This is a genomic window from Microbacterium sp. Ld4, assembly GCF_045066555.1.
Taxonomy (GTDB): Bacteria; Actinomycetota; Actinomycetes; order Actinomycetales; family Microbacteriaceae; genus Microbacterium.
Map to the genome: position 1 here is coordinate 146,600 of NZ_JBISHE010000009.1, position 22,754 is coordinate 169,353.

Below are 22,754 nucleotides of genomic sequence, written 5' to 3' on the forward strand. Positions count from 1 at the left end.
CCGCGCGGCGAAGGAGATGCGGGGATCACGCGGTCAACGCGCGGACGACGGCGTCGGCGAGCAGCCGGCCGCGCCGCGTGAGGACCACCCGTCCGGCGATGGCGGCGGCGCCATCGATGAGGCCGTCGGCGATGAGGGATGCCACGGCCCGCCGTCCGGCATCCGTCGCCTCCGACACGGCCACGCCCTCGACGATCCGCGAGCGCAGCAGGATGTCCTCGAGGCGCCTCGCCTCTTCGTCCGGCCGCTCCCGGCCCGCGGCGGGCGACTCCCCCGCCGCAAGACGCTGCGCGTAGGCGGCGGGATGCTTGACGTTCCACCAGCGGAGACCACCGACGTGACTGTGCGCGCCGGGGCCGAACCCCCACCAGTCGGTGCCCCGCCAGTAGGAGAGGTTGTGCCGCGAGCGCTGGCTCTCACTCGTCGCCCAGTTGGACACCTCGTACCAGCCGTAGCCCGCACCGGCGAGGAGTTCATCGGCCAGCTCGTACATGTCGGCCTGGAGGTCGTCGTCCGGAGCGGGGACCTCGCCCCGGCGAATCTGACGCTCGAGCTTCGTCCCGTCCTCGACGATGAGCGCGTAGGCCGAGACGTGATCGGGAGCCAGCGCGATCGCCGTGTCCAGCGACACCCGCCAGTCGCCCAGCGACTCCCCCGGCGCGCCGTAGATGAGGTCGAGACTGACCGCCAGGCCCGCGCTCCGCGCCGCCGAGACCGCGGTCGCGATGTTCGCGGGATCGTGGGTGCGGTCGAGCGCAGCCAGTACGTGCGGAACCGCGGACTGCATCCCGATCGACAGCCGTGTGACGCCGGCCTCCGCGAGCGTCTGCGCGACGGCATCCGTCATCGTGTCGGGGTTGGCCTCGACGGTGACCTCGGCGCCGGGCGCGATCCCGAACGCCTCGCGCACGCCGTCGAGCATTCGGGCGAGGTCACCAGGTGGGAGGAGGGTCGGCGTTCCGCCGCCGAAGAACACCGTTTGAGCGGCGCGCAGCGGCCCACGGTCGGCCAGGACCCGGCGGGCCAGGGCGATCTCGTTGCGCACCTCGTCGGCGTAGGCATCCTGCCGGGCACCGCGCAGCTCGGTCGCCGTGTAGGTGTTGAAGTCGCAGTACCCGCACCGCACACGGCAGAACGGGACGTGGAGGTAGACGCCGAAGTCCGTCGCCGCGTCGATACGGACATCGTCGGGAAGCGCGCCGTCAGGGGGCGACGGGTCGCCCAGCGGCAGGGCGGAGCCCATCAGGAGCCGGTGGCGTACAGCGGCGAGATCGCCCGCAGGTAGCCCTGGAAGAGCTCGCGGCGCCGGCGCTTCACCAGCGGACGGAAGACGCGGTACAGCACGCCGGTGGGGCGATCGAAAGCGCGGACCGTGAACCAGACCTCGTCGTCCTCGCGCCATTCGAGGACGAACGACTCCTCGCCGCTGACGACGGATCCCTCGACGGTCCCCAGGGCGAAGCCGACGCGCCGCGGCTCATCGATCACATAGATCACGCGGAGCTCCGCGTCGGCGCGCATGCCTGCCGCGCGACCGCGCAGGCGCACCGTCGCTCCCGGGCTCGCGTAGGGGGTTCCGTCGGCGTCGAAGCGCTGATCCTCGTCGAGGCGGCTCGCCTGGACGGGCGATCCTTCCGCGTCGAAGCCGACGCCCGAGTACATGGGTCCCGACGCGGGGCGGACGTCGCTCACCGTCAGGCCGGCACCGCGCTGGGCGCCCCACGCGAGCAGCTGCTCGCTGGAGCCGGCGAAGCGCTCCTCGCCGCTGCCGATGCGCCAGGACGCCTCGGCGGGGAGGCTGCCCTTCGGGGGGTAACCCATGAGGTCCGCCGCCTGCGTCGCGCCGACAGCGGCGTAGTCGACCGTTCCGGCCTGGAAGCTTCCGCGCCGCATGGGACTACTTCTTGTCCTTGCCCTCGACGTCGCCCGACAGCGCGGCGATGAACGCCTCCTGGGGGACCTCGACGCGACCGACCATCTTCATGCGCTTCTTGCCCTCCTTCTGCTTCTCGAGCAGCTTGCGCTTGCGGGTGATGTCACCGCCGTAGCACTTGGCGAGGACGTCCTTCCGGATGGCGCGGATGTTCTCGCGGGCGATGATGCGGGCGCCGATCGCCGCCTGGATGGGGACCTCGAACTGCTGCCGCGGGATCAGCTTGCGCAGACGCTCCGTCATCAGCGTTCCGTAGGCATAAGCCTTCTCCCGGTGGACGATCGAGCTGAAGGCGTCGACCTTCTCGCCCTGCAGCAGGATGTCGACCTTCACGAGGTCGGCCGTCTGCGACCCGGCGGGCTCGTAGTCGAGGCTCGCGTAGCCCTGCGTCTTCGACTTGAGGTGGTCGAAGAAGTCGAAGACGATCTCGCCGAGCGGCATGTTGTAGCGGAGCTCGACGCGGTCCTCGCTCAGGTAGTCCATGCCGAGCAGGGTGCCCCGGCGGGTCTGGCAGAGCTCCATCACTGTTCCGACGTAGTCCTTCGGAAGAAGGATGCCGACCTTGACGACGGGCTCGGAGACCTCGTCGACCCGACCGTCGGGGTATTCGCTCGGGTTCGTGACGGTGACCGTCTCGCCCGTGTCGGTCAGCACCTCGTACGTGACCGAGGGAGCAGTGGTGATGAGGTCGAGGTCGAACTCCCGCGCCAGGCGCTCGGTGATGATCTCGAGGTGGAGCAGCCCGAGGAAGCCGCAGCGGAACCCGAATCCGAGCGCCACGGACGTCTCGGGCTCGTACTGCAGCGATGCGTCGGACAGCTTCAGCTTGTCGAGCGCTTCGCGGAGGATCGCGTAGTCGCTGCCGTCGATCGGGTACACGCCCGAGAACACCATCGGCTTCGGGTCGGTGTAGCCCGGCAGAGCCGTGGCTGCGGGCTTGCGGTGGTTCGTGATCGTGTCGCCGACCTTCGACTGGCGGACGTCTTTCACCCCGGTGATCAGGTAGCCCACCTCGCCGACACCCAGTCCCTTGGTCGGGACGGGCTCGGGGCTCGACACGCCGATCTCGAGGAGCTCGTGCGTCGCCCGGGTCGACATCATCTGGATCCGCTCCCGCGGCTCGAGCTTTCCGTCGATCATGCGGACGTAGGTGACGACGCCGCGGTAGGCGTCGTAGACGGAGTCGAAGATCATGGCGCGGGCTGGCGCGTCGGCGTCGCCCTTCGGCGCGGGGATCAGCTCGACGATCCGGTTGAGGAGCTCCTCGACGCCCATCCCGGTCTTGCCGCTGACACGCAGCACGTCCTCGGGCGAACCGCCGATGAGGTTCGCGAGCTCGGCGGCGTACTTGTCCGGGTCTGCGGCCGGGAGATCGATCTTGTTGAGCACGGGGATGATCTGGAGGTCGTTCTCCAGGGCCAGGTACAGGTTCGCGAGCGTCTGGGCTTCGATGCCCTGTGCAGCGTCGACGAGGAGGATGGCGCCTTCGCACGCGGCGAGCGAACGGCTCACCTCGTACGTGAAGTCGACGTGACCCGGGGTGTCGATCATGTTGAGCGCGAAAGTCTCCTCGCCCGACGACCACGGCATGCGGACGGCCTGGGACTTGATCGTGATCCCGCGCTCGCGCTCGATGTCCATCCGGTCGAGGTACTGCGCCCTCATGTCGCGGTCGGAGACCACGCCCGTGATCTGCAGCATCCGATCGGCAAGAGTCGACTTGCCGTGATCGATGTGGGCGATGATGCAGAAGTTGCGGATCTGCGACGGCGGGGTCGCGGCCGGCTGCAAGGGCACGAGGGAACGGGGTGACATGGCCCCTGGAGTCTACCGGCGCACGGGGGCGGTCGACATCGCGTCCGCGGGCCCGTCGAAAAGGCATCCAGAACGGCTGTGCACGAGAAGGTAGCCGCTCAGCCCTCCGACACGCCAGCACAACGGCCCATGAGAAAGAGTTAACCGATCTGACACTTGTGGCGACGCCGAACCGCCCGAATGCTCAAGGTGGTGGTCGGATCCTGCGCGGATGACGCAACGCGCCCGTGCTGCCGGGAGATCATCACCGTGACGCATTTTCCTGCCCCCTCGTCCCGCCGCCGACCCGCGCTTCGTCGCACCGGAGCCCTGCTGACCGCGGCCTCGCTGACGGTCGGCGGGTTGGCCTTCGCACCCGCTGTGGCAAGCGCCGCCGTCGATGCGGCCTCGACCCTCGTGATCTCGGAGGTGTACGGCGGCGGCGGCAACAGCGGCGCCGCCTTCTCTCGGGACTTCATCGAGCTCGCCAACACCGGCGACGCCTCCGTCGACCTGTCGGGATACAGCGTCCAGTACGCCTCCGCGACAGGCGCCTCGTGGCAGGTCACCCCGCTGGGCGACATCGACCTCCCCGCCGGAGGCCAGCTGCTGATCGGCCAGGCGACGGGGTCCAACACCGCGCTGCCCGGCTTCGACGCCGACGTCGAGGGGGCGATCGCGATGAGCGGGTCCGGTGCCAAGGTGGCGCTCGTGACGACCGAGACCGCGCTCACCGGCGCGACCGGGATCGCGCAGACCCCCAGCGTGGTCGACCTGGTGGGCTGGGGCACGACCGCCACGGCATTCGCCGGCGCCGCGCCGGCAGCCGGGACGACGAACGGCACGAGCATCTCGCGGGATGCCGACTTCACGAACACAGCGGACAACTCGGCCGACTTCACCGCCGGAGTGCCGACGCCGACGGGACTCGGCGCGGACACCGACCCGGAGCCCGAACCCGACCCCGAGGCCGCGACCATCGCCGAGATCCAGGGCACCGGCACCGCCTCCCCGTTCGCGGGACGCGCCGTCACGACGACCGGTGTCGTGACGGCCCACTACCCGACCGGCGGTTTCGACGGTTACGTGATCCAGACCGCGGGAAGCGGTGGGGAACTCGACCTCGCCGCGCACACGGCGTCGGACGCCGTCTTCGTCTTCGCACCCGGCGCCGTCGGTGAGGTCGCCCTCGGCGACACTGTGACCGTCACCGGTGCCGTGTCGGAATGGAACGGTCTCACCGAGATCACGGTGAAGCCCGGCGGAGCACAGGTCGTCGACGACGCCGAGGCGCCCGCACCCGCGACGATCGGCTGGCCGGCGAGCGCCGCCGCGCGGGAGACGCTCGAGTCGATGCTGATCGCGCCGTCGGGAGACTTCACGGTCACCAACACCTTCAGCACCAACCGCTTCGGCGAAGTCGGCCTGGCGAGCGGCACCACTCCCCTCCGTCAGCCGACCGACGCGGCCCGCCCGGGCAGCGACGAGGCTGCCGCCATCGCGGCCGACAACACGGCGCGCGCCGTGACACTCGACGACGGCGCCAGCACCGACTTCACGGCGGCCGCCAACGCCGCGCGGACACCCGCCTACGTCTCCCTCACCGAGCCGCCTCGCGTGGGCGCGGCCGCGACGTTCACGGACCCGCTCGTCGTGGACTACCGCAACGACACCTGGAAGCTGAATCCGATCGCTCCGCTGACCGCCGACGGCTCGGGCGCTGACGGCGTGACGTTCGAGAACACCCGGACGGCCGCCCCCGAGGAGGTCGGCGGAGATCTGTCGGTCGCCTCGTTCAACGTGCTCAACTACTTCACCACCCTCGGCACCGACTCGGCCTCCTGCACCGCCTACACGGATCGCTTCGGCGACGGAGTGACGGTGCGCGAGGGCTGCGACCAGCGCGGAGCGTGGGATGCCGCAGACTTCGAGCGTCAGCAGGACAAGATCGTCTCGGCGATCACCGCGGTCGACGCCTCGGTCATCGGCCTGATGGAGATCGAGAACTCCGCCGCACTCGGCGAGACGGCCGATGAGGCCACCTCCCGCCTGGTCACGGCCCTGAACGCCGAGGCCGGCGCCGGCACGTGGGACTTCATCGCCTCCTCGGCCGACCTCCCCCCGGCATCCGAGCAGGACGTCATCACCAACGCGATCATCTACCAGCCCGCCCAGGTGTCCCCGGTCGGCGCTGCCCGCGCGCTCGGCGACCAGAGCGCCGACGGCGAGGCCTTCGGCAACGCTCGCGAACCGATCGCCCAGGTCTTCGAACCCGCCGACGGCGGCGCACCGTTCCTGTTCGCCGTGAACCACTTCAAGTCGAAGGGCTCGGCCGGTCCGTGGCCCGGCGACGCTGACGCGGGCGACGGCCAGGGCTCCTCGAACGAGTCCCGGGTGCGCCAGGCGACCGCGCTCCGCGACTGGATCGCGGAGATCCAGGGCGATGTCGACGCCGTCGCCCTGGTGGGCGACTTCAACTCCTACGGCAAGGAAGACCCGCTCCAGGTGCTGTACGAGGCGGGCTACGCCGATGCCGAGGAGGCGCTGGAGGTCGGCACGTCGTCGTACAGCTTCTCCGGCCTCTCCGGCTCGCTGGACCACATCCTCCTCAACGACGAGGCCCTCGCCCGGGCGACCGGTGCCGACATCTGGAACATCAACTCGGGCGAATCGATCGCTCTCGAGTACAGCCGGTTCCGCTCGCACGGGACGGAGTTCCACTCCCCCGACGCGTACCGCTCGAGCGACCACGACCCGGTGGTCGTCGGACTGGAGGCGGACGCCGCCCCCGTGCAGCTGACGCTCCTCGGGATCAACGACTTCCACGGGCGGATCGACGGCAACACCGTCGCGTTCGCAGGAACCGTCGAGCAGCTTCGCGCTGCGGCATCCGGACCCGTCCTGTTCGTCTCGGCGGGTGACAACATCGGCGCGTCGCTGTTCGCCTCGTCGGTCGCTCAGGACGCCCCGACGATCGACGTCCTCAACGCCCTCGACCTCCGTGCGAGCGCCGTCGGCAACCACGAGTTCGATCGCGGCTTCGACGATCTCGCCGGGCGGGTGAGCGACACCTCCGACGCCCCCCAGCTCGGCGCGAACGTGTACCGCAAGGGCACGACGACCCCCGCTCTGGACGAGTACGCACTCGTCGAGGCCGATGGCCTCACCGTCGGCTTCATCGGCGCCGTGACGCAGGAGACACCCTCCCTGGTCACCCCGACGGGGATCGCCGACGTCGAGTTCGGGGATGCCGTCGAGGCGGTCAACCGCGTCGCCACCCAGCTCAGCGACGGGGATGCCGCCAACGGCGAGGCCGATGTGCTGGTGGCCCTGTACCACGAGGGCGCGGGAGCGGGCACGCCCGACGGCGCGACCCTCGACGAGGAAGTCGCCGCCGGCGGACCCTTCGCGGCGATCATCGAGGACACCTCGCCCGAGGTCGACGCGATCTTCACCGGTCACACCCACAAGGAGTACGCCTGGTCGGCCCCGGTGGCCGGCACCGACCGCACCCGACCGGTCGTGCAGACCGGATCGTACGGCGCGAAGATCGGCGAGATCACCCTCACGATCGATCCGGCATCGGGCGCTGTCTCGGCTCACACCGAGCGGAACGTCTCGCGGACGACCACCCCGGCAGCCGAGCTCATCGCGGCCTACCCGAAGGTGGCTGAAGTCGACCGGATCACGAAGGCCGCCCTGGCGAACGCGGCCGCGATCGGCAACACCGCCGTCGGCGAGGTCTCGGGAGACATCACCACCGCCTACGCCGGCGGATCCTTCGTGGACGGCGTATACAGCGGCGGGACCCGCGACGACCGCTCGAAGGAGTCGACGCTCGGCAACACCGTGGCGAACATGCTGCGCGACAGCCTCGCCGATCTTCCCGACGGCGCCGTCATCGGCGTGACGAACCCGGGAGGACTGCGCGCCGATCTCTTCGACACCCAGTCCGAATTCGGGGCCGGAGCGGTCGCAGGACTCGCCGACGGCACGATCTCGTTCAGCCAGGCCAACGCCGTGCTCCCGTTCAACAACACCCTGGCGCTGGTCACCCTGACCGGTGAGCAGGTGACCACGATGCTCGAGCAGCAGTGGCAGCGTGACGCGGCGGGCAATGTCCCCCAGCGCCCCTACCTGCAGCTCGGAGTCTCGGACAACGTCACCTACACGTACGACCCGGCGCTGCCCGAGGGCGACCGGATCACCTCCGTGACCGTCGACGGCGCACCGATCGACCCGGCCGGGACGTACCGGATCGGCACCTTCTCGTTCCTCGCCGCCGGTGGCGACAACTTCCGGGTGTTCGCCGAGGGAACGGACTACGTCGACACCGGCCTCGTGGACTACGAGGCGTGGGTCGACTACATCGCCGAAGGATCGCCGGTGGCGCCGTCGTTCGCCAAGCACGCGGTCGAGGTGTCGGGCGTCCCGGTCAGCGTCACGGCGGGTGAGACCGTGGCCTTCTCGGTCGCCGGACTCAACCTGACGAGCAAGGGAGCACCCGCCAACACCGAGCTGACCGTCGCCCTGGGCGACACGACGCTCGGCACGGCCCCGGTCACCGACGGAGCGGCATCCGTCAGCGTGACTCTGCCGGCCGGCACTCCCGCCGGCACGGCGACACTCACCCTCACGGCGGCGCCGAGCGGCACCGTCGTGCAGGTGCCGCTGGCGGTCGAGCAGGCGGCCGAGCCCGCGGCGACCACGCGCACACGCCTGATCGCCCTGCCGCCGGTCCACCTCAATCGGTTCCTGCCGTCGACCCTGCTCGCCGCGGTGACGCAGGACGGCGGTCGCCCGGACGGCGTGGTCGAGTTCCGTGAGGGCGACACCGTCGTGGCGACGGCGGAGGTACGCCGCGGCATCGCGACGACGACTCTCGGGCGTCTGTCGCGAGGGACGCACACCTACACGGCGACGTTCGTCCCCCGCGACCCTGCGGTCGCGACCGGGTCGGACAGCTCGCCGGTGCGGGTGCGCGTGCTCTTCTGATCCGAACGACGACGAGAGCGGGCGGGGGTCACCTCCGCCCGCTCTCGCGTTCGCGGCGTCGACCTTCTTAGGCTGGGGGGATGACTCCTCAGGTCGTGTTCGTCCACGGCATCCGCACCTCCGCCACGATGTGGCGGGCGCAGCTCGAACACCTGAGCTCGCGCGGCATCGACGCCGTCGCCGTCGACCTGCCCGGCCACGGCACGCGGATGCCGGAGACCTTCACCCTGGACGGAGCGTTCGAGACGATAGACCAGGCCGTGACGGATGCCGCGACCCGAGGCCCCGTGCTGCTCGTCGCCCATTCGATGGGCGGCCTGGTGTCGATCGAGTACCTGGGCCGCGAGGACGCTCCCCCGGTCGCGGGCTTCATCGGTGCGGGCTGCACGTCGATCCCCCGGGGCGTCGGGCTCACGACCTACCGCGCGCTCGCCCGAGGATTCGACCGGCTCCCGCGGCGCGGGCAGATACTCACGGACTTCGTGCTCGACCGCACCCTCCCCGTCGAGACGCGCGCCGACTTCGGAGCGGGCGGGTACGCCTACGACATGCAGGACATCGCACTCCGAAGCCTCTCCGTGCTCGAGCTGGTGGAGGCGCTTCGGACCATCACGGTGCCGACGTGGTTCGTGAACGGCCAGTTCGATCAGTTGCGGGTCAACGAGCGGATGTTCACGCGCCTGGTGCCTCACGCGGAGCTGATCGTCGTGCCGAAGACGTCGCATCTGGTGACCGCGATGCGTCCCCGGGTCTTCAACGCGGTGGTCGATCTGGCGCTCGCCACGATGGCTCCGTCCGCGTCGGAATCGGAATGAGCGACGCGACCTGATAGAATCAGTTTTTGGCTTGCGTGTGGGCACCTCCCTCACACGACCGTCGCGCGGCAGCCCTCTTCTGTCTCCGGCACATCCATCCGATAACCCCGAACGAAAGATACGTCGAACGTGGCGAACATTAAGTCGCAGATCAAGCGCAACAAGACCAACGAGAAGGCCCGCGAGCGGAACAAGGCCGTCAAGAGCGAGCTGAAGACGCTCGTTCGCCAGACCCGCGAGGCCGTCGTGGCCGGCGACAAGGCGGCTGCTGAGAAGGCGCTCTCCAAGGCGACCAAGAAGCTCGACAAGGCCGTCAGCAAGGGCGTCATCCACGAGAACCAGGCGGCTAACCGCAAGTCGTCGATTTCGAAGCAGGTCGCAGCGCTCTGAGCTCGCCCTCTTCGTGAAGGCCCGTCCCGCAAGGGGCGGGCCTTTCTCGTCCTCCCGGGCGAGAACCCGGATGGGAGCCACGCCACCCGCGAGCAGGTGTGCTCAGGCGCCGTAGGGCGCCCGTGTCGCGATCACCGTGACGAGACGCTCCACCGCGAACACGGGGTCGCGGGATGCGCCCTTCACCTCGGCGTCCGCGCGCGCAGCCGCCTGGATCGCCAGGCCGAGCGACGACTCGGTCCAGCCCGCGAGATCGCGGCGCGCCCGGTCGACCTGCCAGTCCTTCAGCCCGATGCGGGCAGCGAGAGCGGATGCCGGTTCGCGACTGCCGGCGACACGGGCCATCGTGCGGAGCTTCGAGGCGATCGCCGCCACCATCGGGACGGGATCGGCGCCGGAGGCGAGGGCGTGACGCAGGGCGATGAGCGCATCGCCGTAGCGGCCCGCGATCGCGGTGTCGGCGACGGCGAACGCCGTCGTCTCGACCCTGCCCCCGTAGTAGCGGGCGACGACCTGCTCGCCGATATCGCCGTCGACATCGGAGATGAGCTGCTGACACGCCGCCGCGAGCTCGGTCAGATCGTCTGCGAACGCCGACACGAGCGAGCGCAGCGCGGGAGGCGCGATGCGGCGCTTCGCCGCCTGGAACTCTCCGGCAGCGAAGTCGAACCGGTCGGAGTCGCGCTTCACGGCGGGGCAGGCGATCTCGATGCCGCCGCCCGTGCCCGCCCTGACCGCGTCGAGCAGCTTCTTGCCTCGTACGCTCGCCCCGGTGTGGCGGAGGACGATCGTCGCACCGTCCTGCGGCTGCGACAGGTAGGAGATGGCCTCACTCAGGAAGGCGTCGGAGCACTTCTCGACACCCGATACGCGCACAAGCCGTGGTTCGCCGAACAGCGAGGGCGAGGCGACGCCGAGAAGTGTGCCGGGGGCGTAATCATCGGCGCGCACGTCGGTGACTTCAAGGCTCGGGTCCTCCGCGCGGAGGAACTCACGGATGCCGGCGGTCGCCCGCTCGGCGCAGACCTCCTCGGGACCGGAGATCAGGACGATCGGAGCAGGTTGCGGCTTGCGCCACGAGACCTGCGGGATCGCCGACTTCGTCGCTTTGGCGGCAGGACGACGCGGGCTCGGCATGCCTCTCAGCCTACCCAGCGCCACCGACGTCGCCTCGCGATCGCCAGAGGCCCCAGACCCCTTCGCCGCCCACCACAGCGACGGCGCCGGAACGATCCGTGCGGGCGATCGCGGCCCCTCCTTCTCGAAGCAGATCGAGGATCTCGGCCCTCGGGTGACCATAGGTGTTCTCCCCCACGGTGACCAGGGCGAGTCTCGGCCTGAGCGTCTCGTAAAAGGCCGCATCCTGATCGGCGCTGCCGTGGTGCGCCACCTTGACCACTGCGTAGCTGCGCGCCGCAGCTCCCGTCGCCACAAGCGACCGCTGCGCCTGCGCCGACAGGTCGCCCAAGAACAGCGCGTCGGGAACGCGGCATCCGGTCACCTCCACGACGACGCTCGCGTCGTTCCCAGAGGGGTAGACGACATCACGGGCACGCGGCCACAGGGCGTTCCACCGGCACTCCCCGAGGAACCCCGACTGACCGGCGGCGACCTGCTGCGTCTGCGCTCCCGCGACGGCGAAGCGGGCGACGAGGGCGTGGTCTTCAGGCGATGCGGCCGGGCCGTGGACGAAGAGGCCGACCTTCCCGACGAGCGCCTCTGCGCCCCCGCGGTGATCGAGGTCGAAGTGCGTGAGGACGAGGACGTCGACACGGTCGACGGCGAACAGGTCGAGGCATTCCGCGACGAGGGCGGGATCGGGCCCGGTGTCGATGAGCATGACGCGGCCGGCATCGCGAACGAGCACGGCGTCGCCCTGTCCCACCTCGCACGCGGCGATGGTCCAGTCGTCCGGAACGCGCCCCCGCTCGATCAGCGCCTGCACGGGGCCGGCCCCGGCCACGATCACCGCTACGGTCAGCATCGCCGCCGCGCCGATGCGTCGCACCCTCGGTCGCCGGGTCATGACGGTGACCGCGATGACCGCCCCCACGGCGGCGAGGGCGCCGAGGCCGGGCAGCCCGCTGAGCCACGGGGCGGACGCGCCGGGCAGGGCAGAACCCACCTCAGCCGTGCCGGCGATCCACGCCGCCGGAAGCCAGGCGATGGCGCTGAGCCCTTGGGCGAGAACGGGCACCGGCAGCGCGAGGCAGGCCAGGAGGCCCACCACCGTGGCGACGGGCGCTGCAGGTGCCGCGAGCATGTTGGCCAGGACGCCCACGAGCGGCACCGTCGGCTCGATCAGGACGATGAGCGGCCCGCACGCGAGCTGCGCGGCGAGTGGCACGGATATCGCGAGTGCGAGCGGGCCGGGCACCCACCGCGACAGGCCGTCGGCCAGCGGGCCGGCGAGGAGGAGCAGAGCACCCGTCGCCACCGCCGACAGCGCGAATCCGAGCGACCCGGCGAGCCACGGGTCGATGACGAGAAGGATGCCCACCGACGCGCAGAGGAGTGAGACGCCCGCGCCGATCCGTCCCAGCAGGACGCCCAGCATCGCGATGGCCGCCATCGTGGCCGCACGCACCACACTCGGTTCGGGCGACACGAGGACCACGAAGGCCACCAACGTCGACAGTGCCACGACGACCCGGATGCCGCGCCGCGCCCCGCAGAGCGCAGCGAGGCCGAACGCGATACCGACAACGAGTGCACAATTCGCCCCGGAGACGGCCGTCAGGTGGGAGAGCGATGCGGCCTTCATCTGAGCGTCGAGCTCGGGTGAGACGGCCGACGTATCGCCCACCGCCAGCCCCGGCACCAGCCCCGCGCCCGGCTGGGGCAACCCCTCGACGGCCGACACCAGGCCGGCGCGAAGGCTCGCCGCCACCGCGAGCGCCCCCGCCGCGGGCTCGATCACCTCGACCGTCCGGGCGTCCACCACCACGACCTCCCGGTCCCCCGCATCCGCGGGAAAGGCGGTCGCCGACATCCGTACGCGTGACCCCAGGTCGAGTCCGTCGGGTCGCTCGTTGCTCCGCACCAGGATCGGTGCGGACACCCGGTGCTCCTCCGCACCGATCGTCGCCGTGCGTGCGATCGCGTCGAACCGGTACCCCCGCGATCCCGACTCGATCTTCCCGACGACGTCGGCCTCCCACACCACAACCCGGCCGCCACCGAGCTGCAGCGCCGAGACCTCGGCTCGCGTCGGAGCCACGACGGCCACGTGGGTCACGGCGGCGGCAGAGAACGCGAGCGACACCGCCACCAGCGCGAGCGCCGTCGGCCACCGCGACCGAGCAGCGAGCCCGAGCGCCGCAACCGCAGCTGCCCACAGCGCGACGGCGGCCGGCGCCGCGGCATCCGGGATCACGATCGCGAACCCCGCCGCGGCCCAGCTTGCGAGCGCGACGGGCATCAGCCGCAGATCGCGACGCCGCGCCTTTCGCGAACTCACCGACTCCCCCACCTGCGCACGGTTCACGGTGACGCCCCGGGCAAGCCTCCATCGCGCCGGATCGGCGATCGGAGGACATCCCGCCACTCCGTTCCGCCGTGGAGAAGCCGCCGTCGCCCTCATGGACCTTCAGCGGGATCAGTAGGGTCAGCGGCGCTGACGGCGCCTGACGACGCTTCGACCACCCCACGAGCGACGCAGGGCTGCGGGTACGAGCAGCGTCACTGCTCCACAGTGATGATCCCCGGTCGAGACACGGCCATGCGTTCGTCGTCGGGGTCGAAGATGACCGCGAGAACCCCGGACGTCAGGATGAGCCAGAGCAGCGCCAGGAGAAGAACGAGGGATGCAATCCACACAGCGACCCGGCGCCTGCTGTGCCGGTCGGCTTCGCCATCGGCCATCGTGCCCCTCCGATCGGGGCTGCCCTCTGCGGCCCACTGAAAGCGTAGGTGGATCGAGCCCGCCTCACACTGTCACGAGGTCCCGCAGCGACGCCAGCATCTTCTCGCCGATGCCCGGGACGGCGATGAGGTCGTCGACACTGGTGAACCGCCCGTTCTCCTCCCGCCACTCGATGATGCGCTGGGCGATCGCCGGTCCCACCCGGGGAAGCGTGTCGAGGGCCTCGACATCGGCGGTGTTGAGATTGACCCGGCCGTCACCGTCCTCCGCGGGTGCCGCCGCTCCCTCCGCGGCTCCGTCAGCGCCTTTCGCGGGCACGAGAAGCTGTTCGCCGTCGCTGATCACCCGGGCGAGATTGACGCCCTCCGGAGCGGCTTGATCGGTGAATCCGCCGGCCGCTGCGACGGCGTCGACCACCCGCGCGTCGCCCGACAGCCGGTACAGACCCGGTTCTTCCACTTCGCCCGACACATGCACGTAGAGCGCGGCCGGCGCAACCGTGGGCCCCGCTTCGGGGAGCGCCTCGATCGCCTCGACGTCACCGGCTCCCGACCTCAGGATGCCGACGAGAACGGCGATCGCGGCAGCCACCAGGACGAGCACCACCGCAGCGCCGACTCCCAGCCGCCGACCCGTCGCTCGTCCCGCTCTCGCCGCCACCCGTCCGAGTGTGCCGCGTCCCCGGCGGATGACACAGCGCACCCAGGAGGACGTGGACGAGACGACGATGGCGCCTCTCGGGGAGAAGGCGCCATCGGTCGGTCCGTGCCGTGATCAGGCGGTGGCGAAGCTCACGACCTTCGGCGCACGCACGACCGCGCGCGTGATCTCCTTGCCGCCCAGGGCGCGCTGGACGCGCTCATCGGCGCGGGCGAGCTTCTCGAGGTCGTCCGACGAGATGCGCGCGGGAACGTCGAGCGTCGCGCGCACCTTGCCGTTGATCTGCACGACGGCCGTCACCGAGTCCTCCACCAGCAGGGTGGGGTCGGCCTGACGCCAGGCGGCGAGACCGACGAACGGCTCGTAGCCGAGCATCTCCCACATCTCCTCCGCGGTGTGCGGCGCGACGAGGTCGAGGATCATCGCGATCGCCTCCGCCGCCTCGCGGACCGCGGGATCGGCCTTGCCCGCGCCCGAGTCGATGACCTTTCGCGTCGCGTTGACGAGCTCCATCAGACGGGCGACGACGACGTTGAACTTCGTCTGCTCGACCAGCCCGACGACGTCCGCCCAGAGCCGGTGCGTCACGCGACGAAGGCCCGTGTCTCCATCGGCCCAGCGCACGTCGCGCGCGCTCGAGACGTCCGAGGCGATGCGCAGCGCACGAGCGAGGAACTTCTGCGCTCCCGTCGTCGACACGTCCTCCCAGTTGATGTCGTCTTCGACGGGGCCGGCGAAAGCGATCGCGACACGGACGGCATCCGCGCCCGGGTCGTCCATGCTCGCGGCGAACTCGACGAGGTTGCCCTTCGACTTCGACATCTTCGATCCGTCGAGGAGGACCATTCCCTGGTTGATCAGGCTGGTGAACGGCTCCGTGAAGTCGACGAGGCCCATGTCGAACAGCACCTTAGTGATGAAGCGCGCATAGAGGAGGTGGAGGATGGCGTGCTCCACGCCGCCGATGTAGGAGTCGACGGGCGCCCACTTCGATGCCTCCGCGGGCGGGAAGGCCTGCGTGGCATCCTTCGGCGCGAGGAAGCGCAGGAAGTACCACGAGCTGTCGACGAAGGTGTCCATCGTGTCGGCGTCGCGCAGCGCGGGTTCACCCGTCTCGGGATCGACCGTCTGCATCCACTCCGCCGCGCCGCCGAGCGGCGAGGTGCCCTTCGGCTTCAGGTCGAGACCGGCGGCATCGGGCAGACGCAGCGGGAGCTGTTCGTCCGGAACGGGAACCGTTCGGCCGTCCTCGGTGTGGATCATCGGGATCGGAGTGCCCCAGAAGCGCTGGCGGGAGATCAGCCAGTCGCGCAGGCGGTACGACTTCGCGGCGCGCCCGGTGCCCGCCGTCGTGAGCTCCTCGATCGCGCGCGCGATCGCGTGACGCTTCGAGAGCCCGTCGAGAGAGCCGGAATTGATCAGGCGTCCGTCGCCGGTCAGCGCGATGCCCGTGCGAGCGGGGTCGATGGCGTCGAGTTCGTCGCCGGCTCCGGGATCGATCGGCACGCCCTCGTCGTCGAGCTCGATGACGGGGATCGCACCCGTGACCGGCGCGGTGGTGTCGACGACGACCTTGACGGGCAGGTCGAAGGCGCGCGCGAAGTCGAGGTCGCGCTGATCGTGCGCGGGCACGGCCATGACCGCACCGTGACCGTAGTCGGCGAGCACGTAGTCGGCGGACCAGATGGGCAGGCGCTCGCCGTTGATCGGGTTGATCGCGAACCGATCCAGGAAGACGCCCGTCTTCGGGCGGTCGGCCGTCTGCCGTTCGATCTCACTCGTCTTCTGAACGGTCTCGAGGTAGGTGCGGAATCGCTTCTGCACCTCTTCCGACGATCCGGCGACGAGTTCGGCGGCGAGGTCGGAGTCGGGGGCGACGACCATGAACGTCGCACCGTGAAGAGTGTCGGGACGGGTCGAGAAGACGCTGATCTTCTCCGCGCGCCCCTCGATCTCGAAGTCGATGTCGGCGCCCACGGAGCGGCCGATCCAGTTGCGCTGCATCTGGAGCACCTTGTGCGGCCAGAATCCCTCGAGCTGGTTCAGATCGTCGAGCAGCCGGTCGGCGTAGTCGGTGATCTTGAAGTACCACTGCGTCAGCTTCTTCTTGACGACCTCGGCCCCGCAGCGATCGCAGTGACCGTCCACGACCTGTTCGTTCGCGAGCACCGTCTGGTCGTTCGGGCACCAGTTGACGGGGCTCTGCTTGCGGTATGCGAGTCCGCGTTCGAAGAGGCGCTGGAACAGCCACTGGTTCCAGCGGTAGTACTCGGGGTCGCTCGTGTGGAGCACACGGCTCCAGTCGTACGACGTGCCGAAGTGCTGCAGGCTGGCCCGCTGCTGGGCGATGTTCGCGTACGTCCACTCGCGGGGATCCGCTCCGGCGCCGCGCTGGATGGCAGCGTTCTCGGCGGGCAGGCCGAACGAATCCCACCCGATCGGGTTCAGCACGTTGTAGCCGCGGTGGCGCCAGAAGCGAGCCACGGCGTCGACGTAGGCGTAGTTCTCGGCGTGACCCATGTGCATGTCGCCCGAGGGGTACGGGAACATCCCGAGCACGTACTTGCGCGGACGGGTGTCGTCGGCACCGCCCGCGGCGAACGGGTCGGCGTCGGCCCAGCGCGCCTGCCACTTCGCCTGGATCGCGCGGGTGTCGAAGTGGCCGTGGTCGGGCGTCACGGCGTCAAAAGGGGTGTTCGTGGACACAGAGAACCAATCGTGCAATGTCGGGAGGGTGCGCGAAAGCGTCGTTCCAGCCTAGCGGACCGGGGGTTTTACCAGCCCGGAGGCAGAGACGCCCCGAGCGCCGCCAACGGTCCGCGCGCCTTGATACCCACCTCTGCGACCTCGTCCGCGGGAACAGACCCCCAGGTGATCCCCCCACCCGCCCCGACATAGGCGCCCTGCGGCCCGACGACGATGGAGCGGATCACCATGGCCAGGTCGGCGGAACCGTCCCGGCCGATCCAACCGAAGCAGCCCGCGAACGCCCCCCGCGGCCCGCCCTCCAGGCGGTGGAGGATCTGCATGGCGGAGAGCTTCGGAGCGCCGGTCATGCTGCCGGCGGGGAAGGCGGCATCCCACAGCGCACCTATGGTCGTTCCGGGCAGGAGGCGGCCGGCGACGGTCGACACCAGCTGATGGACGGCGGCATAGGACTCGACCTCGAGAAGGCGTTCCGCGGCAACCGTCCCCGGCGCACAGACGCGCTGCAGGTCGTTGCGCATCAGATCGACGATCATGACGTTCTCGGCCTGCTCCTTCTCGCTGGCGCGCAGCTCCGATTCCAGCGCGGCATCCGACTCGGGATCGCTCCCGCGGGGGCGGGTGCCTTTGATCGGTCGCGTGCGGACCACGCCTCCCCCGACCTCCAGGAACTGCTCGGGCGTCGCACTGAGCAGGGCGTGCCCGTTGGAGCGGATCAGGCCGCCGTGGTGCGAGGGCGTCGCCACCCGCAGCCGCAGGTAGGCCTCGACCGGATCGACGGATGCCGTGGTCTCGAATCTCGTGGTGAGGCAGAGCTGATAGGCCCGCCCCTCCCTGATCTCCTCACGGCACTCGGCGATGAGTCGTGCGTACTCTTCGGGCGTGTGGCGCTGAGTGACGGCGACGGAGGCCGGGGGCAGCTGAGGCGGACGCGCCGCCGCGGCCCGCCATCGCGCGACCTCCGCTGCGAACGCGTCGAGGTCGCCGCCGGGCGCGGCGATGACGAGGCGACGCACTGAATGGTCGAACCCGACCATCCGATCGACGCGCATCCAATGATCGTCCGAACCGGACACGGATGCCGGAGCTCCCGCCCGCGCGGCGGCCGCGTCGTATCCCGACCACCCGACCCAGCCTCCCGCGAGCAGCCCGCCGCCTGATGCGGCGCCGCCGCACACGACGTCGGTCGGTGCCCGATCGGGGATGCCGGAACCGATCCAGCTCCACCCCGTCGACGCATCCGGCCCGGCGTCGAGCCAGAAGGAATGACCCGCGTCGGCCATTCCGGCCAGGTAGACCCCCGCGGGCTCGCTCCACCCGTCGAGGATGCGGGAGGAGAGCACGCTGGACACCCCCTCAGGTTAGACGGGCGAGGCTCGCTAATCTGAGGGGGTGAACGAGTTCCTCACCTGGCTGCTCGACACCGTGCAGGACATCGACCCGGTCCTCCGCACCCTGCTCGCAGGTGCCGCGATCATGCTCGAAACGAGCGTCCTGATCGGCCTCATCGTGCCCGGCGACACCATCGTGATCGTCGCGGGGACGGCAGTGGGCAGCGTCGGTGAAGCGGCGGTCCTGATCGTCGCCGTGCTCATCGGCGCCCTGATCGGAGAGAGCATCGGATTCGGGCTCGGCCGGTGGCTCGGCCCCCGCATCAGGTTCTCCCGCCTGGGGCGGCTCGTCGGGGAGAAGAACTGGATCCGCGCAGAGCTGTACCTCCGCCGCCGCGGCGGTGTCGCGATCTTCCTGTCGCGTTTTCTCCCGGTGCTCCATTCGCTCGTGCCTCTCACCGTGGGGATGAGCGGCTTCGCGTATCGGCGATTCCTCGCGTGGACCGCACCGGCGTGCGCACTGTGGTCGATCGCCTACGTCTCCGTCGCCGCGGCGGCGGCAGGTGGCTACCGGGAACTCGCCGACAGTCTGCATTTCGCGGGATACATCTTCGTCGGCGTCATCGCGGCCTTCCTCGTTCTCGCCTACATCGCGAAACGCGTCATCTCCGCCCGTGAGGCGCGGCACCTCGCCGTCGACAGCCCGTCCGACACAGCCGAACCACAGAAAGACACCGACAGCGTGAAAGACTGAGCCGATGTCTACTCCCACCGACAGTGAGACAAAGGCGCTCTGGCTGGCGCGGCTCGAATATCGCTTCCATGCCTGGCGGCAGCGCCGAGCCCGGGCGCACGGCCGAACGCCGACCGTCGCGGCTTTCCCGGGCTACGGCAGCACTGAGTGGGTGCGGATCCTCGGCCGTGTCCTGATCCCGCCGAAGGCCACCCGCCGAGAGCGCGGCGACTACGCGGGCGTGCGCGGCTGGCGCAGCTTCGCAGCCGTCCCGATCGCGCACGCGTCGGTGACGGTGACGATCGACGGCGTCGATCACAAGGTCGAAGCCGACCGCGGCGGCGTCATCGACATCGTGCTGCCGGCCACCCTGCCCGCGGGATGGCAGACGGTCACCATGACGGTGGAAGACTCCGAGCCCGTCGAGTCCCGCGTGTTCATCGTGGGCGCCGACGTCCGGTTCGGCGTCGTCTGCGATGTGGACGACACCGTCATGGTCACCGCGCTCCCCCGCCCGTTCCTCGCCGCGTGGAACTCGTTCGTCCTCAACGAGCACGCCCGTCAGCCGGTGCCCGGAATGGCGGTCCTCCTCGAACGCCTCGTGCGCGACAACCCCGGCGCGCCGGTCCTGTACCTGTCGACCGGCGCGTGGAATGTCGCCCCGACGCTCGTGCGGTTCCAGCGTCGCCATCTCTTCCCCCTGGGAGCCCTGCTGCTCACCGACTGGGGCCCCACGCACGACCGGTGGTTCCGCAGCGGCAAGGAGCACAAGCAGGACAACCTCCGCCGACTCGCGCGGGAGTTCCCGGACGTCGACTGGCTCCTGGTGGGCGACGATGGGCAGCGCGACGACGAGATCTACACGGCGTTCACGGTCGAGCACCCCGACCAGGTCGCCGCAGTCGCGATCCGCCGGCTCACCCCCGCGGAGGCCGTCCTGGCCGGTGGCCGGACGGTCGTCGACGACCACAGCGCCGCCGGCGTCCCCTACGTCATCGGGGACGACGGATCGGAACTGCTCGATCGGCTCACCGAGGTGAACGTCATCCGCAGTGTCCCCGGCCCGTCTTAGGCTGAGCGCATGTGTGGAAGATTCGTCGTCGCCAACGTCGCGTCGGAGCTCGTGGGAGTGCTGCGAGTCGATGTCGAGAGCGACGATCTACCGGCCCCCTCGTTCAACATCGCCCCTACCGCCCGGGTGGGCATCGTTCTCGACTCGGCCAAGACCGACCCGCCGACGCGCCGGCTCGAACCCGCTCGCTGGGGGCTGATCCCGGGCTGGGCCAAGGACCCGAAGATCGGCGTGAAGGCCTTCAACGCCCGCTCTGAAGAGCTCGAGGACAAGCCGATGTTCCGGCAGGCCCTGATCTCCCGTCGCGCGATCGTGCCCGCCACCGGCTACTACGAGTGGGCTCAGACCGACGACGGCAAAGTCCCCTACTTCATCGCACCGGCAGACGGATCGCCGCTTCTGTTCGCCGGACTGTACGAATGGTGGCGCGATCCGTCGAAGGCCGATAGCGATCCCGCGAAGTGGGTGCTGTCGTTCACGATCCTCACGCGCGATGCCGTCGCACCGCTGGGATCGATCCACGACCGGATGCCCCTCTTCGTCGATGCGGACTTCGCCGACGCCTGGCTCGACACCGAGGTCGAGAACGTCGGAGACCTGCTCGATGCCGCCATCGACGCGGCGCCCGACGTCGTCGAGACACTGACCGATCATGTCGTCTCCAGCGCCGTCGGGAACGTCCGCAACGACAGCCCCGATCTCATCGCCGCGGTCTGACCGGCGGCATCCGATGTCACGGACGCCTATCCTCGGGAGGTGACATCCGCCACCCGCCTCTCGCTGTCCCGGCCCGAATGGACCCGGATCGCCGACGAGCACGCGGCACGCGCGGATGCCCTCACGCTCGCCCGACGGGAGCGAGCCTCCCGCGGCCTCACCCATCCTGTCGACGACTTCCTCTACACCTACTACTCGTACAAGCCGAGCCTCCTTCGCAGGTGGCATCCCGGACGAGGCGTCGCGCTGCGCGACGCCGCAGACTCCCTGCAGGCCGGGTGGCGCTGGTACACCGTGGCGGAGGGCGACGTCGTGGCCGACGCGGCCGGATTCTTCGCGGAGAAGGCGCCGCTGGTGCGGGCGATCCGCGGCATCCTGGCCGGCACCCTCGGACGCGCAGGGTCGTACGGCTGTTTCGGCATGCACGAGTGGGCCATGGTCTATCAGGACCGGGACACCCGGCATCCGGTGCCACTGCGCCTCGGTGCGGACGCGACAGACGAGGTCGTCCGGTCGCACGACCTCCGCTGCACGCACATCGACGCGTTCCGCTTCTTCACTCCGGATGCCGTTCCGCGCAACCGTTTCGCTCCGTCACGCGACACGCAGTCGGCGCATGAGCAGCCCGGATGCCTGCATGCCGGCATGGACCTCTACAAATGGGCGGTCAAGCTCGGACCGCTCGTCCCCGGCGACCTGATGCTCGACGCGTTCGACCTCGCGCGCGACATCCGAGAGCTCGACATGCGCGCGTCGCCGTACGACCTCCGCGACTGGGGATACGAACCCGTCGCCGTGGAGACCCCCGAAGGCAAAGCCGCCTACGTGAGCGGGCAGCGACGGTTCACCGAGCGCGCCCAGCCCCTTCGTCGTGCCCTCCTGACGCTTCTGGAGTGACCGTGCGCCGGTGGCCGATGTCACGCCCCGCGGGCGCGCGTCAAGCCGCTCGCGGCGGACGCGACGCGCGCGCGAGAATGCGAATAACGAAAGGGTTCACCATGAGCGACGACACCACCGCCCACGACTTCGCCGACGAGTTCGCCGGCGGTGAGCAGGAAGGGCTGCCGCCCGCTCCCGAAGGTGCGGACGACCGACCGGGCGAGCCCGCGCCCGATGAGGTGTTCATCGCGCCGGAAGGGTCCGATACCTTCGACGCACCCGACTCGGTGCGCGACGAGCGTGAGCCCAGCGATGAGGCGGCGTCAGGCGCCTGACCGCCGACTCCTGGCCGGATCGCGCGTCACCCCCTAGATTCGACCCATGCGCATCTCACCCTGGGCGGTCGTCGTCGTGCTCGGCGCCGTGGGCGCCGGCGTCTCGGTCCTGGCCTGGGCGCCTTCGGGACCCTTCGGGGGGTCGGGCTCCGCGGCACTGATCACGGTCGCCGTCGTCGCACTGCTCGCGGTGGCGGTGGGCGCCTCCGGAGCGATGTCTCAGGGCGCCCCGTTCCGCGGCCTCCTCGTGACCGCAACCGCTCTGGCCGCACCCGTCCTCGACCTGTGGGCGCACAGCGTGGGCCCGATGGGCGTTGACGACGCGGCAAGCTTCGGGGTCTGGTCGAGCGCGGCGATCGCGGCGTCGGGCGGCCTGGCTCTGGCTGCCGGGCTCGCGTCGCCACGCACACCTCCGGAGAGGTTCGCGCGTCGGTCGCGAGCCCGCCGGACGCCCGCATCATCCGCGCTCTGAGCCTGCACCTCAGCGCTCGTCACGGATCGTGACAGAGAGGCGCCCCCGCAGCCCCGA

The 22,754-nt window shown here is 70.2% G+C and carries 18 protein-coding genes; 9 read left to right on the plus strand and 9 right to left on the minus strand.

All coding sequences use genetic code 11. The features are described 5' to 3' along the window. Nucleotides 1-25 precede the first annotated feature (25 nt). The 3 genes from hemW to lepA are packed head-to-tail and all read right to left on the minus strand — an operon-like array spanning nucleotide 26 to nucleotide 3,748. Nucleotides 26-1,243, minus strand: a complete 1,218-nt coding sequence (hemW, locus tag ACJJV7_RS04755) for a radical SAM family heme chaperone HemW (protein ID WP_405372824.1) — start codon at nucleotides 1,241-1,243, stop codon at nucleotides 26-28. Next, the gene (locus tag ACJJV7_RS04760) at nucleotides 1,243-1,893 is read right to left on the minus strand and encodes a DUF1990 family protein (RefSeq protein WP_405372823.1); all 651 of its coding nucleotides are present in this window, start codon (nucleotides 1,891-1,893) and stop codon (nucleotides 1,243-1,245) included. The genes hemW and ACJJV7_RS04760 overlap by 1 nt, the downstream gene beginning before the upstream one ends. 4 nt (nucleotides 1,894-1,897) lie before the next feature. Then, nucleotides 1,898-3,748 carry a translation elongation factor 4 gene (lepA, locus tag ACJJV7_RS04765; RefSeq protein WP_405372822.1) on the minus strand — a complete coding sequence of 617 codons (1,851 nt, stop codon included), beginning with the start codon at nucleotides 3,746-3,748 and terminating at the stop codon, nucleotides 1,898-1,900. A 249-nt stretch (nucleotides 3,749-3,997) separates the two neighbouring features. On the opposite strand from lepA, the gene ACJJV7_RS04770 reads away from it, so the two are divergent. From ACJJV7_RS04770 to rpsT, 3 genes are all read left to right on the plus strand, one after another. Further along, a complete protein-coding gene (locus ACJJV7_RS04770; RefSeq protein ID WP_405372821.1) occupies nucleotides 3,998-8,722 on the plus strand; it encodes an ExeM/NucH family extracellular endonuclease in 4,725 nt (1,574 codons plus the stop codon). A gap of 80 nt (nucleotides 8,723-8,802) precedes the next feature. Beyond that, entirely contained in the window at nucleotides 8,803-9,537 is a 735-nt protein-coding gene (locus ACJJV7_RS04775) for an alpha/beta fold hydrolase (protein WP_405372820.1), read from the plus strand. A 129-nt stretch (nucleotides 9,538-9,666) separates the two neighbouring features. Next, a complete protein-coding gene (gene rpsT / locus ACJJV7_RS04780; RefSeq protein WP_405372819.1) occupies nucleotides 9,667-9,927 on the plus strand; it encodes a 30S ribosomal protein S20 in 261 nt (86 codons plus the stop codon). Nucleotides 9,928-10,029: 102 nt separating this feature from the next. On the opposite strand, the gene holA is transcribed toward rpsT, so the two are convergent. From holA to ACJJV7_RS04810, 6 genes are all read right to left on the minus strand, one after another. Beyond that, nucleotides 10,030-11,064, minus strand: a complete 1,035-nt coding sequence (holA, locus tag ACJJV7_RS04785; RefSeq protein WP_405372818.1) for a DNA polymerase III subunit delta — start codon at nucleotides 11,062-11,064, stop codon at nucleotides 10,030-10,032. A gap of 10 nt (nucleotides 11,065-11,074) precedes the next feature. Continuing rightward, on the minus strand, nucleotides 11,075-13,387 hold the full coding sequence (locus tag ACJJV7_RS04790) for a ComEC/Rec2 family competence protein (RefSeq protein ID WP_405372817.1): 2,313 nt from the start codon (nucleotides 13,385-13,387) through the stop codon (nucleotides 11,075-11,077). A 221-nt stretch (nucleotides 13,388-13,608) separates the two neighbouring features. Beyond that, the gene (locus tag ACJJV7_RS04795; protein WP_405372816.1) at nucleotides 13,609-13,791 is read right to left on the minus strand and encodes a hypothetical protein; all 183 of its coding nucleotides are present in this window, start codon (nucleotides 13,789-13,791) and stop codon (nucleotides 13,609-13,611) included. A 64-nt stretch (nucleotides 13,792-13,855) separates the two neighbouring features. Continuing rightward, the gene (locus ACJJV7_RS04800) at nucleotides 13,856-14,452 is read right to left on the minus strand and encodes a helix-hairpin-helix domain-containing protein (RefSeq protein WP_405372815.1); all 597 of its coding nucleotides are present in this window, start codon (nucleotides 14,450-14,452) and stop codon (nucleotides 13,856-13,858) included. Between the two features lie 114 nt (nucleotides 14,453-14,566). Next, complete coding sequence (gene leuS / locus ACJJV7_RS04805) at nucleotides 14,567-17,158, minus strand: leucine--tRNA ligase (RefSeq protein WP_405372814.1); 2,592 nt, start codon at nucleotides 17,156-17,158, stop codon at nucleotides 14,567-14,569. Nucleotides 17,159-17,226: 68 nt separating this feature from the next. Then, the gene (locus ACJJV7_RS04810) at nucleotides 17,227-18,510 is read right to left on the minus strand and encodes an anthranilate synthase component I family protein (protein ID WP_405372813.1); all 1,284 of its coding nucleotides are present in this window, start codon (nucleotides 18,508-18,510) and stop codon (nucleotides 17,227-17,229) included. Nucleotides 18,511-18,550: 40 nt separating this feature from the next. Between ACJJV7_RS04810 and ACJJV7_RS04815 the strand changes: the two genes are divergently transcribed. The 6 genes from ACJJV7_RS04815 to ACJJV7_RS04840 all read left to right on the plus strand — a co-directional run bounded on the left by ACJJV7_RS04815 (nucleotide 18,551) and on the right by ACJJV7_RS04840 (nucleotide 22,697). Continuing rightward, nucleotides 18,551-19,243 carry a DedA family protein gene (locus ACJJV7_RS04815; RefSeq protein WP_405372812.1) on the plus strand — a complete coding sequence of 231 codons (693 nt, stop codon included), beginning with the start codon at nucleotides 18,551-18,553 and terminating at the stop codon, nucleotides 19,241-19,243. Between the two features lie 4 nt (nucleotides 19,244-19,247). Next, complete coding sequence (locus ACJJV7_RS04820; protein WP_405372811.1) at nucleotides 19,248-20,294, plus strand: App1 family protein; 1,047 nt, start codon at nucleotides 19,248-19,250, stop codon at nucleotides 20,292-20,294. 9 nt (nucleotides 20,295-20,303) lie between these two features. Beyond that, nucleotides 20,304-21,011: an SOS response-associated peptidase gene (locus ACJJV7_RS04825; protein WP_405372810.1), complete on the plus strand. Its 708-nt coding sequence runs from the start codon at nucleotides 20,304-20,306 to the stop codon at nucleotides 21,009-21,011. A 39-nt stretch (nucleotides 21,012-21,050) separates the two neighbouring features. Next, nucleotides 21,051-21,908, plus strand: coding sequence for a 3-methyladenine DNA glycosylase (locus ACJJV7_RS04830; protein WP_405372809.1), 858 nt, complete (start codon nucleotides 21,051-21,053; stop codon nucleotides 21,906-21,908). 101 nt (nucleotides 21,909-22,009) lie between these two features. Beyond that, on the plus strand, nucleotides 22,010-22,225 hold the full coding sequence (locus ACJJV7_RS04835) for a hypothetical protein (RefSeq protein ID WP_405372808.1): 216 nt from the start codon (nucleotides 22,010-22,012) through the stop codon (nucleotides 22,223-22,225). A gap of 46 nt (nucleotides 22,226-22,271) precedes the next feature. Further along, complete coding sequence (locus ACJJV7_RS04840; RefSeq protein ID WP_405372807.1) at nucleotides 22,272-22,697, plus strand: hypothetical protein; 426 nt, start codon at nucleotides 22,272-22,274, stop codon at nucleotides 22,695-22,697. The last annotated feature ends 57 nt before the right edge of the window (nucleotides 22,698-22,754 follow it).